This window comes from Alteromonas sp. G4i35 (assembly GCF_054960375.1).
This window is the reverse complement of the sequence record NZ_JBHNZD010000020.1, coordinates 38,480-51,983: the sequence shown is the minus strand read 5'-3', so window position 1 is coordinate 51,983 and position 13,504 is coordinate 38,480. Positions and strand designations below refer to the sequence as shown.

The 13,504-nt window shown below is 44.5% G+C and carries 8 protein-coding genes; 4 read left to right on the top strand and 4 right to left on the bottom strand.

Annotated elements, in window-relative coordinates:
* The first annotated feature begins 84 nt into the window (after positions 1-84).
* Genes exaC through ACFI6L_RS13920 form a run of 4 tightly spaced genes read left to right on the top strand, consistent with a single transcriptional unit; the run spans position 85 to position 7,398 of the window.
* Complete coding sequence (gene exaC, locus ACFI6L_RS13935) at positions 85-1,602, top strand: acetaldehyde dehydrogenase ExaC (RefSeq protein WP_014950684.1); 1,518 nt, start codon at positions 85-87, stop codon at positions 1,600-1,602.
* A gap of 40 nt (positions 1,603-1,642) precedes the next feature.
* The gene (locus ACFI6L_RS13930; protein ID WP_342318056.1) at positions 1,643-3,739 is read left to right on the top strand and encodes a 4Fe-4S binding protein; all 2,097 of its coding nucleotides are present in this window, start codon (positions 1,643-1,645) and stop codon (positions 3,737-3,739) included.
* Positions 3,708-4,898, top strand: coding sequence for a nitric oxide-sensing protein NosP (nosP, locus tag ACFI6L_RS13925; RefSeq protein ID WP_014980253.1), 1,191 nt, complete (start codon positions 3,708-3,710; stop codon positions 4,896-4,898). Before ACFI6L_RS13930 ends, nosP begins: the two co-directional genes overlap by 32 nt.
* Positions 4,885-7,398 carry a hybrid sensor histidine kinase/response regulator gene (locus ACFI6L_RS13920; RefSeq protein WP_156078810.1) on the top strand — a complete coding sequence of 838 codons (2,514 nt, stop codon included), beginning with the start codon at positions 4,885-4,887 and terminating at the stop codon, positions 7,396-7,398. Before nosP ends, ACFI6L_RS13920 begins: the two co-directional genes overlap by 14 nt.
* 56 nt (positions 7,399-7,454) lie before the next feature.
* Here the strand turns inward: ACFI6L_RS13920 and ACFI6L_RS13915 are convergent, their stop codons facing one another.
* The 4 genes from ACFI6L_RS13915 to ACFI6L_RS13900 all read right to left on the bottom strand — a co-directional run bounded on the left by ACFI6L_RS13915 (position 7,455) and on the right by ACFI6L_RS13900 (position 13,455).
* Entirely contained in the window at positions 7,455-8,114 is a 660-nt protein-coding gene (locus tag ACFI6L_RS13915; protein WP_014950680.1) for a response regulator, read from the bottom strand.
* A 272-nt stretch (positions 8,115-8,386) separates the two neighbouring features.
* Complete coding sequence (locus tag ACFI6L_RS13910) at positions 8,387-9,247, bottom strand: hypothetical protein (RefSeq protein ID WP_014980251.1); 861 nt, start codon at positions 9,245-9,247, stop codon at positions 8,387-8,389.
* Between the two features lie 198 nt (positions 9,248-9,445).
* Positions 9,446-10,675, bottom strand: a complete 1,230-nt coding sequence (locus tag ACFI6L_RS13905; protein ID WP_014980250.1) for a porin family protein — start codon at positions 10,673-10,675, stop codon at positions 9,446-9,448.
* Between the two features lie 281 nt (positions 10,676-10,956).
* Entirely contained in the window at positions 10,957-13,455 is a 2,499-nt protein-coding gene (locus tag ACFI6L_RS13900) for a TonB-dependent receptor (RefSeq protein WP_462574237.1), read from the bottom strand.
* Positions 13,456-13,504 lie beyond the last annotated feature (49 nt).

Genomic DNA, 13,504 nt, shown 5'->3' with positions numbered 1-13,504 from the left:
CAACGTAAAAGTACCATTATCAAACTACACAACAAACCAAGTTAGTGCGCGTGGTACGCGCAAAGTTATCAAAAGGTACTTCTTATGATTTATGCAAAGCCAGGTAGTGAAGGTTCGGTCGTAAGCTTCAAAGAAAGCTACGGTAATTTTATCAATGGCGAATGGGTAGCACCGGTTAAAGGTGAGTACTTCACCGCAACATCTCCAGTAGACGGCAGCGACATCGCACAAATCCCACGCTCAACATCTGAAGACATTGAGCTTGCGTTAGATGCCGCTCACGCTGCGAAAAAGGGCTGGGCAGATACGTCAGTAGCTGAGCGTTCTAACATTCTTCTGAAAATTGCCGATCGTATTGAAGAAAATCTAGAGCTACTTGCCGTTGCGGAAACATGGGACAATGGTAAAGCCGTTCGCGAAACGCTTAATGCAGACATTCCGCTGTGCGCAGACCACTTCCGTTATTACGCAGGCTGTATTCGAAGCCAGGAAGGCACCATTGGTGAAATCGATAAAAACACGGTGGCGTATCACTTCCACGAACCTTATGGTGTTGTTGGGCAAATCATTCCATGGAACTTCCCGCTACTTATGGCTGCATGGAAACTTGCGCCAGCACTTGTTACCGGTAACGTAGTGGTGCTAAAGCCAGCAGAACAAACGCCAGTATCTATCTTATTGTTCGCCGAACTAATCCAAGACCTACTACCACCGGGTGTACTAAACATCGTTAACGGGTTCGGGGCAGAAGCCGGACAGGCTCTTGCAACAAGCACAAGAATCGCAAAAATTGCGTTTACTGGCTCTACACCTGTTGGCGGACATATCCTTCGCTGTGCTGCTGAAAACCTTATTCCATCTACCGTTGAGCTTGGCGGCAAGTCGCCAAACTTATTCTTCCCAGACATCATGAATCACGAGCCTGAATTTATTGATAAGTGTGCGGAAGGTTTAGTGCTTGGATACTTCAACCAAGGTGAAGTATGTACGTGTCCTTCTCGAGCGATTATTCACGAAGACATCTATGATGCATTCATGGAAAAAGTGTTGGAAAAAATTCAGAAGATCAAACGTGGCAACCCACTAGACACAGACACCATGGTAGGTGCACAGGCATCTAATGAGCAGTTCGAAAAGATCCTTAAATACATCGATATCGGTAAGTCAGAAGGGGCTCAGGTTGTCACTGGTGGTGAGAAAGAGCAGCTACCTGGCTTTGATGGAGGCTACTACATTCAGCCGACTATCTTGAAGGGTGAAAACCACATGCGTGTGTTCCAGGAAGAGATTTTTGGTCCGGTAATCGCTGTTCAAACCTTCAAAACCGAAGAAGAGGCGATTGAGATTGCTAATAATACAAGCTTCGGACTTGGCGCTGGTGTATGGAGCCGCGATGCGAATGTAGCATTCCGCGTGGGTCGAGCGATTGAAGCGGGTCGCGTATGGACGAACTGTTATCACTTGTATCCAGCTCACGCTGCGTTTGGCGGCTACAAGAAATCGGGCATTGGCCGCGAAACCCACAAGATGATGCTAGATCACTACCAGCAGACAAAAAATCTATTGGTAAGCTACGACATCAACCCACTTGGTTTCTTCTAAGTAAACCTGAGGGCGGCGCCTACCGCCGCCCGCTACTTTTATGCGCATCGCATTTTCCTCAATCATTTTCTTTCTGTTTCTCAGCACCAATGTGTTGGCGCAGTCTGACGCGACAGACATTCCACAAGACATTTACAAAATATTTCCCAACGCTACACGCGTGGGGGAGATGCACACTGACATCAAGGTAACCCCGGTCTATCAGCTTCAGCAACTACTCGGATATGTTTTTGAGTCGAATGACTTTGTCGACTTCATAGGCTTTTCAGGCAAACCAGTTAATGTAGTGATTGGGCTAGACACACAAGGCAATGTGGTCGATCTTTTCGTCAAGCAGCATAGCGAGCCGATTTTTTTGCACGGGCTTGGCGAGAAATCCATGTTTGATTTCGTTGCTCAATATCAAGGGCACAGTGTCAAAGAACGTTTTATCATTGGTGGTAAAAGCAATGTAGGCAAAGACGCTACCTACTTTGATGGGGTTACGAAAGCCACCGTATCGGTGCTGGTTATCAACGATACCATCGTGACATCTGCATTAGCCGTTGCCAGAGCTAAGCTCGATGGCTTTGTTGCGCCTAGCAACAATATTATCAATCCAGACTTTTACGAACCTCTTACTTTTAGCGAATTGGTGGACAAGGGCTACATTCAAAAGCACCAGATTACTCAGCAAAATACCGAAGGGCTTTCGAGAGAAGTGGTTCGGGCGGTTGACGATATTCAAAGCGAGTTTGCTCTTGATGGTGACATCATTGCCGAACACTACTATGCGTTTTTAAGTCTTCCTGTTGTGGGGAAAAACCTGCTAGATGAAGAGGAATTTGCTCGGTTACAGGAAAATCTAAATCCGGGTGAAATGGCACTGATGGTACTGAATACGAAAGGGTTCAGTTTTATCAGCGATGAGTTTATTCCCCAAACCACACCTGAGCATTTACGGGTATCTCAAGGCGGCTTTCCCACAGCTATCCGCGATATCGATTTTTATAGCTTCTATGACCCAGCATTTTCACAAGCATTGCCCGACTACAACGAGATCAAAGTACTTCGAGTAAAATCGAAAGGTGGGCTGTCACTTGACCAAGAAATGGAAATAGCGATTAGTGTGCCGTTTAAGCCGAGTTTCTTCGAGCAAGATGAGCATCTGTTCCCTTTGAAAGTGACACTGCCTAGTGAACTATTTATGGAAAATCCTGAGGCTCAGTTAGCGAAGCCCATTCCGTTGTGGCAGAAAATTTGGAGGGACAGAACCTTAACGATAAGCATCACCGTTGTTTATCTTGTAGCGCTGTCGTTGTTTTTTGCATTCCAGCAAAGGCTGACGCCTTACACCAAGTTTGTGCATACAGTGCGGGCATTTTCCCTTGTGTTCGTGCTGTTTTTTATTGGCTTTTACGCTCAAGGGCAACTGTCTGTTGTCAACATATACACGCTGCTACTGGATATTGTCGACGGATTTTCCTTAGAGGTATATCTTCTCGACCCGGTCATTTTTATTTTGTGGAGCTTTGTATTTGTCTCGTTGTTTATCGTTGGGCGGGGACTATTTTGCGGCTGGCTTTGCCCCTTCGGAGCACTCCAGGAAATGATGGGAATACTGGCTGAAAAGCTCAGGATAAAACAAATTAGAATTAAGCCACAGCACCACAAACGGGCACAAAAAATTAAATATGGGTTGCTTATAGGGCTTGTTGCGTGCTCATTTTATTCGCTAAACCTTGCAGAGAAGCTCGCTGAGATAGAGCCGTTCAAAACGTCCATAACCCTACACTTTGTTCGATATTGGCCTTTTGTACTGTATTCGGTTTTATTGCTGCTACTTAGTTTAAAAATTCATAAAGTGTACTGCCGCTATTTATGTCCGTTGGGAGCGGGGCTTGCCATTTTGGGGCGTTTCCCTTTAGTTAAATTGCTTACACGTAAAGATGCCTGTGGTAATCCGTGTCAGCTGTGCAAACAAAAGAAATGTGGTATTGATGCTATAGAACAAGACGGCAGCATTGACTATGCTGAATGTATTCAGTGCCTTGAGTGTGTGGTTACGTTAGATAACCCTGACTTGTGCAAAATCGATAAATATAAAAAGAAAAAGGTGCCAACGCGTGTCAAAAACCTCAATCCTGTCCGCACTTAGTCAACCTGCTAATAGCAAGGTTAACGATGACAACCATTCTAGTTTATACGGTGCTAAAGAAGCCTGCCGTGATGTGGCCAATGAGATTTTAGCCAACGTTAAGTGCGATGAAATAGAGCTATTACTCTTTCATACCAGCACGCTGTTTGACTTAGACACCGTAGCAAAGGAAATCTCCGCACGTTTTCCGCACGTGAACATTGTTGGCTGCACCAGTGCTGGAGAATTTAATAAAAACGGCTACGGAACAGAAAAACTTTTGGCCGTCGCGTTTTTGAAAAACGAATTTTCTATTGCCACAGCATTGGTGCCTAATTTAGGCGAAGTAAACTTTGATGAAGCCCACGATATTGCCAGTGGTTTGCGCCGAGCCTTACAGGGGAGAGAGCGCCGTTACGATACAGAGCAGCACTTCGTTATTTCTGTGCTCGATGGACTTACCCGCCATGAGGAACATTTTCTAGAAACCTTTGCGACCGCATTTGGCAATATTCCACACTTAGGCGGTAGCGCTGGCGACGATTTAAAGCTTGAAGCCACTTATGTGTTTTACAACGGTGAATTTCATCGAGACGCAGCAGTACTGCTGCTTGTTGGCACGGGAAAGCCCTTCACCGTATTCTCCATTGATCACATTAACTCTCCCGTATCGAAGCTGGTGGTCACCCACGCCGATCCTGAGTCGCGAACCGTGTATGAAATAAACGGTGAACCTGCTGCGCAGTATTACGCCAGTTTATTGGGAATGAAAGCTGAAGACTTAACGCCGGATGTGTTTTCCATGTTTCCCCTTGCAGTGATGGTAGGGGGCAAATATTTCATCCGCTCTATTCAAAAAGTAGATTTGGCCACTAACGCCATTACCTTCTACTGCGCGGTAGATATTGGCATTATTCTTACATTTGTTCAGCTGGGTGACTGCATTGAAGCATTAGAAAGTAAACTAGACAAGCTGCGCGCTCAGCTTGGCGAGCCCGAATTTGTGTATGCTTGCGATTGCTTTTTGCGAAGGCTCGAAATTCAACAGGGCAAAAACGACCACGAAATAAGACGGCTACAGCAAAGGTACAATGTCGCGGGCTTCAATGCCTATGGCGAGCATATTCACTCGGTTCACTTGAACCAAACGTTTACGGGGGTGTATTTTGCAGCCCAATAATCAATTTACCGACGTGGAAGCGCTCCAAAAGGCCCTTTACGAGCAACGGCGTGAAAACGAAAAGCTTGAGAAAATAAACGCAGCGCTGATGTATCGCATGGAAGAGGGCGGTTTTAATCATCACAGCTACCGCGCCTTCGAACATTCGGTTCAACTTTCTGAAAAAGTGAGTCAGAAAACCGAAGAACTGCAGTCAGTACTGCAAAAGCTGGAGCAGTCAAACGCCGAACTGGTGCGGGCTCACGAAGAAACCCATCAGGTTAAACAGCGTTTACACGACGCCATTGAAAGCACTAATCAGGCGATGGTGTTGCTAGATAGACTGGGCGGGATCATCTTCTTTAATCGGCACTTTGAAACTGTTTGGGATGACCTTTCCATTACCCCTAAAATTGGCGATAACTATTACGATATCACCCAAGCTGCCAAGCATTCCGGGGTTATTCGCCGTGCCCTGCCTGCTGATGTCGAAGGCAGGATGATCTATCAGTTGTCGAACCGGCGATGGTATCAGCTGACCAATCGACCCACGCAAGAAGGCGGGAACGTTATTCTGTTTAACGACATCACTGAAGTAAAACTGCTTGAATCGAATCGTTACGAGCAAGTCATTAAAGAGAAAAACAAGCTGTTGCAAAGCCTTATCGATAATATTGATGTTGGAATATTGCTCATTGATAAAGAAGGTGGCATTGCGTTTTGGAATAACACGTTTTTGACCCAGTCAAACGTGCCCCAGCACGTACTGGTAAACAGTAAGAATATTTATGCCCTTCAAAATAACCGTCACTGGAGCGGGCTCAACCTAAACCCGGTGGGGCCAAGTACCCAGATTATACACGAGCAATTGGTGGTTGAACGCAACATCACTACACTGCCCGACGGCAATACGCTGTGCACGTTCACCAATGTTACATCGCAGCATCACTACGCAGAAACGCTGAAGCAAAACGAAAGCTGGATCCGCATGATAACCGATAATGTACCGGCGCTTATTGCTTACATTGGTACCGATAAAAAGTTTCAATACACCAATAAAGGTTATCGCGATTGGTATGGCGTTAGTGAGCAAGACATTAATGATATGCCTATGGACCGAAGCCATCTGAAAGAGGTTTACCCCAATCTTATTCAGTACTTGCGCCGTGTTAACCAAGGCGAAGTGGTGAGCTTTCAAAGCAAAGAAAAAAATGCTCATGGCGACGTTGGCTTTTTACAGAAAGTTTATTTGCCTCATTTCAATGAATCTGGCGATATCACCGGGCACTTTGTCTTGGCAACAGACGTGTCGCAGCAGGTAGAAAGCCAACTCCAGCTTAAAGCGGCTAAAGACCAATTAGAATCGAATGTAGAAAAGCGTACCCGTGAACTCAATCACGCCAACATCGCCCTTCAAGAAGCGATTGATTCAAAGAGCAAATTTTTGGCTGCTATTAGCCACGATCTTATGCAGCCCCTTAGCGCTGCCATCTTGTTCAACGAAACATTGAAAGATCAAGTGGATAGTTCATCCAGCCCCATTGTTACCGCCCTCGATAATTCACTGTCTGATTTACATGGCCTTATTCGCACGCTTATTGAAACATCCAAACTGGACGCTGGGGTGTTACAGCCCGATAAGCAGCAAGAAAATGTATTGCCGTTACTTATGCAGCTAGCCGAAGAGTTTACGCATATCAGTAAAGACTACAGTGTAGATTTTCGCTATCGCTTGAAAGAAGCTTTCGTGGTGACAGACGTGAACTTACTTTCTCGAATATTGCGAAATTTACTAATAAATGCAATGAAATACGGTGCCAACGGCAAGGTGTTACTGGCAGCACGAAAGGTGAATGAGAACCTAGAAATTAGCATCTATGATCAAGGTGTGGGTATAAGCGAAGACGATCAGAAAGTTATTTTTAAAGAGTTTTCCAGATTAGAAAACGATTTTAACTACTCTTACAGTTTGGGTCTGGGATTATACATTGTAGATAAAATGAGTAAGTTGCTAGAGCACGATATTCGAGTGCGCTCGAAAGAGGGCGTAGGCGCATGTTTCACGGTGACTATTCCTATTACCGAAGTGTGTGATACGAGTCAGGAACAAGACTATCTTTATACTTTGGAGCCATCGTTACCAGATTACGTTTTGGATAAGCATATATGGCACATTGATAACGATGCGAATATGCGCATTGCTATGCAAACGTTGTTCGCAAACTGGGACATGGAAGTAGACACTTTCTCAGGTTTTGAACAATGCAGTGCTGTAAATAATGGCAGTTTTGACGAGTGCGACATGCTTATTGTCGATTACCACCTAGATGAAGAAGAAACCGGTTTAGACATTGCGAAACGCGTAAGAAAAATCGCGCCTTCAATGCCCATTATGATTTGCACCGCTAATCACTCAAAAGCGTTAGCGAATGAACTTGAAGGCACCGACATTCAGCTGCTGCACAAACCTGTTAACTCCGCGGTGCTTAAGGCGGCGCTAGTCTCAAGCTTGAATGGCTAAAAGTATAGGAACATGGGGCCTGTTAATCTTCGGTGCACAGCAAAGATTAACAGGTCTTAATTAAATACGTATTGGTTAAAGTCGATATTCGCGGCACTGGCCACAACCTTTACTCGGTTGCTGGCGCCTAATTTTTTGAGAATAGATGAGACGTGAGACTTAACCGTGGTTTCAGAAATATTAAGCTCGTAGGCAATCACTTTATTGGCTAACCCTTGAGTTAGATATTTCAGTACAGTCAGCTCTTTTCGTGTTAATGAACGAATTTGCTCAGGCGAAATACCGTTGTCATTGGTCATGCGTGTTCTGGTAGACGGCGTTCTCAATATCTCTGATGGTAAACACACGTTCCCTTCAAAAATACTCTCTATAGATGTGGCTATTTCTTCAATTTTGCTGCTTTTTGAAATAAAGCCAACGGCACCATAAGAAATGGTTTGCAGTATATTTTGCTTTTCCGTTTCAGCGGAAATAATCACTACAGGTACGTTAGGGTGTTGGTTTCGAATTTCTAAAAGTCCGTTTAGGCCACAGGTTTCCGGCATATTTAAATCAAGCATGATTAAGTCGAACTTCGCGTCTTGCTCTAGCAACGTTAACGCTTCAGAAATTGAATTGGCTTCGAGGGTTTCTGAGTCGGGAAACTTTTTCCCTAAAATGGTAATCATTGCGTGACGAAAAATAGGGTGGTCGTCAATTATCAAGATACGGTGCATGGTCTTTCCCTCAGCTAAAAAAGCGACATTTGCCGCTGGCCTTGTGACTTATTTGGGCTGGCGTTTTATTCACACATAAGCCTTTTAGTAAGACAAAATTATGGCGTAAATGAAACGCTTCAAAGTGACCAAATTCCCCGAAATATTAAAAGCTAAACAGTCACTTCACGTGTTTACAATGTTAACATTAATATAACATTAAATCAGGCCTAATAAGACCAATGGCTTATAATAAAAAAGCACGTAAGACCAGTACTGACGGGACTTTCGTTCTATAACTCGTCAAGTAACTGCCTTCTTTTTTCGGCGTATTCTGTTTCGCTAATTAGGTTTGCCTTTTTTAGTGCGTCTAACCGTTTAAAACGAGCAACGATATCGTTCTCTGCTGGTAAGGGGGCCGAGCCAGCTACGTCTTTCTTACTGGGTGTGTTTTCCCTATTCGCTGGGGAAAGTGTTTCCTTTTCTACAGGTGCTTCAAATGCCAGCTGAGTCGGTGCGACCACCCAATCGAAGCGATTTTTTGTTTTCAGTTCTATACCAGGTGCGGAAAAAGAAAGTGGGGAATCGAATGAGAACTTTGCTTGTTTCCGGTTACCAAAATCAAAGTCGTATTTTACCAAGCCCTGAGAAGTAGGATCATAAGCCATTTCGTAGGCTTTATTGGCTACTTTATCGAACTCGCCAATAAGAATATTGAGCTGGTCGTCTGCAACGAAAATACTGCCTGCAACGTAATACGTTTGGGTTTTAAGGCCTGCCAAATAGCGCTTCTCTTTACTAAGGGCAAAAATTACGTCTTGCTGAGCAGTCGCTGTTCGCAGCGCCTCAGGCAGATAGGCGGCAAGTAACGCAACTTGTTCGTTGGAAAAAAGCGGTGTTGACGTATTTTTGTTCTTAACCACCTGAATAGCGCTAAGTATGGCGGATACATCCTGCTCTTGCAGCGTAAAGGGGTGCTGGTTGGCACGCATGTCACTGTCTGTTTCGTTTTGCTTTTCAACAAGGCGAATAAAATTGTTTTTGTCCTCCTGAAATATGACCTGTGCGTCTGCGATATGTACTGTCGTTATGAAGAGTAGGGCTAACAGAATGGGTTGAGCTGAACGTAATGAAAATAGAGATATATTTTTCATGATCTTTCCTTTTTCAATAGGAAAAGCGAGAGTGAATCTCGCTTTTTATGTCATATCTTTTAGCTTAATTTTAATTTCTTATTTAAGTGTAAAATTAATCAGTTTTTTATCATTAATTAAATGAATCGAGTAATTTTAAATTTCAGAGTAATTAGATATAAGTTCAATGTTAAAATATGACTGATTTTTAATTCTCAATTAAAAGAACACAGTGCCACCTAGTTGAATTAGGGTTAAGTCTTCTGCGCTGTTATAAATTCCTTGCGCAGATTCTGAACCATCAATATCTAAACTTAGATTTTCGTATTTCGCGTACACCAAGAAGCGCGATCCAAAATATTGTTCTGCTGCAACGCCCCATTGACTAAGCTCTGAGCCGGTAACGCCATCTAAATGAGCCATGCCGTATTGGTCGTTATAACTGGCATATTCAGCATAGAAAGCAGAATCACCAAAGCGATTAAACTGTTTTCTTATGCCTGCTTTAAAGTAATAAGCATCTGTATCGTCACCCGACCCAACAATCGCATCGTCAGCTTCTTCCATCTGATAAGTGGCTACCCCAAATACTCCTGACTCAATATGCATGAGCCCCGCTTGCAGTTGCAGCGTAGTTGAACTGTTGCCCCCAACATTGCTACCGCCATCTTTATTCACTGAGTAACCTGCATGAAGGTTAGTTTTGAAGCCTTCGTGCTCAGCCGCATACTTAACCGCAATATCGTAAATTTCGTCGTTTGCATAACCTACTGCAATACTCACGTTGCCCATTTGAGGGAGATCGTAGCGCACACCGTTGCGATATATGCCGTTACAGTCAATACCAATACCCAAGCCAGGCGTTGCTAAGCACTGAGCAAATTGACCCCACGCGACATTGGTTGAACCTTCTTCTACGCCTCGAATAAAGAAGCCATTTGCTCTAAATAATGGAGAAATTCCCGACCAGATTGTGCCAGAAGGATCAGCTAGAACGGCAATGTTATCGGTGGGAAGGCTTTGTAAACCAATGGTGATTTTACCCCAGTCGCCACCAAAGTAGAGGCTACTGCCCAACAGGCCTATGTCGCCGCCGTTGAAGGTGTCTAAGTTATCCTGATTGGCAAACAAAAGCGGGGTTTGATGGCCACCACCGGCGTAGTTGGGTGCGCCTGAAAGAGGTTCAATAATGACCTCAAAGCCCACGTCCATGCCTTGTTCTTCCAGTTTATAATTCCCTGAAAGCGTAATACGGCTGCCTAGCGTTGTACCGTTGTCTGAAAGTTGTGCCACATCACTACCCACACCGTCGTCGTAATAGGTTAAGCCTTCATTTATCCATCCAGAGATATTCCATGAATAGGGCTCGTCCTGGGCAAAACTATGGCTACTGACTGTGCTTAAAATGGCAATAGATAAACAGGTTTTTGTAAATGTATTCTTTTTCATTTTACTGTCCCAATATTGGTAGTGTTGATTAATTACAGTGGCTTTTTATTTTTATTTTTGACTGGTTTTAATGCTTTCGGTGTCCAGTAAATTGATAATAGGTTCTATTGAATTTTGAGCCATCAGCCGTAAGGCGTGTTAATCTCCTTCTTTAGTAGCGGGAAAATTAAATGTATAAATGATAAAAAACGCGACTACTGTGAAAAAGTAAGTCGCGTTTTTTTGATTTTTTTGCAGCTTTTGTGTGGATAAAAGCGCGTGTGGTAACAACTGCTATCTGATTAGAATCTCGCTTTTAGATTTACACTGACCATTCGCGGTTGTGCGGGGCCCACGAACTCTGCACCTTCTACGTCGGGATAAATGTCTTCTAATACCTCATCAGCCTCGCCATACGTGCCAAAGGTTTCATAGTCTTTGTCGAACACATTATTCACACGTAGCGATGCGGTAAATGTGTCGTTGAACCGGTACGATGCATAAATGTTTGCAATAACGTATCCGTCAATCTTTTCGTTTTCGTTAGCCTCATCGCCCCTAAAGTACTGACTAGATGCTGAAATAACTTCTGCGCCTAAACGCGCTTTATCCGTTAAGGCGTAATCTGCGTAGAGCTTGACTAAATGCTCTGGCTGGCCTGGAATTTTGTCACCTGGTGTTACGAGTCTGTCTGGACCCTGAGGGTTAAAGGGGCTAAACGACGTGAATGTTGATTCATAGGTTGCGTTAAGATAGTTGTAGTTTAACCGGTAGGTTAGTTTTTCCCACGTTGAGCCTACGCTGAATTCAACGCCCTGACGCTGGGTTTCATCAACGTTAATAAAGTATCCGCGAGAGGCAACAGAGCCTGCTTGTTGGAAGATAATGTCGTCCTTACTTCTACTGTGAAAAACATTTAGCATCAGGTCGATGTTATCAATGCGTGTGGTGTAGTTCGCTTCAATAGTTTGGGTGACCACCTGATCAAGAGGAGGATCGGCCACAAAACCGTTCGGTAAGCGGCACGGGTCGTCTTCATCTGCACAGCTTAACTCTGCTGGGCTTGGCGTTCTTGAAGACTGGCTGATTGCAAGATTCAACTGGCTTTGCTCATCAATAGTAATGTCTACACCTACCGCTGGGTTAAATTGGGTAAAACGGTGATTGCCGTCCAATGAACCTTCACCGTCATCAATCAGGTCTTCCATAACAATATGGTCTCGGTTAAAACGTCCACCAAGATTGAGTGATACGGCTGAAGAGAGCTGTGTACTATTCATGAAAAATAGCGACCATGCGGTGGTGTCTACATCTAATCTAACCCTGGCTTCTTGTGCCATGAGCCCGTCGATGGGTAAAACGGTGCGTGAGTCTTGTGCAGATTCGTTTTCCAAAATACCAAATGTAGTATCAGCGGCGTAGTTAACATCTCCTTTGGTGTAGCTGGCACCAACAATTAACTCTGAACTGAAGCCGCTTAAGGCATATTGTTTTGCTAGCTGAAAAGATAACCCAGTAGCTTTGGCGTCTGTCCGGCCCGTATTGTATGTTCCATCAAGTTCATCTGCGTCCACATCTGATATTTCGGCAAGCGCGGTGTCGTCATCAAAGCCAATGAATTCAACCGCTTCTATATCGTCGCCTTCGCCTACAACAGGCAAATCATCGTCATCATCGTCGTCGCCATCATCATCACTATCAAGCGGAGCATCATCATCATCATCGTCGTCATCATCTTCAAATTCACACAGTGTTACGCGTCCATCAGCGAACTGGCAGGCACCAAAATCACTGTCATCGCCGTTGATTGATTGAGTTTGTGTGTCGCGATAAAACATATTGGCGGTTAAAGATAAGGTGTCAGTTAAAACGAAATCACCGGTTATATTAACGTGCGTAAGTTCGTTGTTGGTCTGATCGGGGTGGGTGTAGACCGCTTCTCTTCCTTCAATATCCAGCAGTTCTATAGGTGACGCACCATTGCCGAGTAACTCGTTATCGGCCATAAACAGGTTCATGTCGAGATGCATTTTGTCACTTTTATAGGCAAGCGATGTAAATACTTGCTGCACTTCAGATGGCGAATAGTCGCGCCAGCCATCTTCCTCATAGTGATTCAGGTTCACATAATACGCCCAGTGCTCGTTATGACCACCCGATTCCACAGACGCGGCTTTCTGGCCGAATTGTCCAGCCTGTAAATCTATTTCGTTGGCGTTGAAGCTAAACCCTGTTTTCGTTCTTAGCGCAAGGGCGCCGCCTAGCGTGTTTTGGCCAAACAGAGGGTTTGAACCAGAGTACAAAGAAACGGTATCTATAGCATCTAGAGGCATTAGGTCCCAATGCACAGTATCGCCAAACGCTTCATTAACCCGACCGCCGTTCAAGTACACCGAAATGCCCTGAGGTAGACCAAGCAGCGGAGAGGCAGTAAACCCGCGGTATTGTAGATCGGGTTGGAACGGATTGTTTTGAACATCGTTTAGGTTCACGCTTGCCAGTTGAGTTTTGAGTAGCTCCGGTAGTGAACGGTTGACGCTCCCTTCAATATCGTCTTGAGTGAGTGTCTGAACGTTACCAAATACAGCAGAGTTATTGCTGTTGGCACTAAGCGGTGTCGCTCCCTGTACCTCTATAACCTCGTAGTGGTCCATTGCATCGTTAGCTTCTGCAGCAGAGCTAAACGCATAGGTTACAGCGCTTGCAATAATCGCAAGAGCAAATGGTGAACGGGCAAGTTGATGTGTTGGGGATTGTGCAACGTTTTGGCTAGAGCTTTTAGTAGAAATTCGCGTAGGCATGGTCTTGACTGCTTCGTTATTATTTATACTTTCAGTATTGCCTTAACCA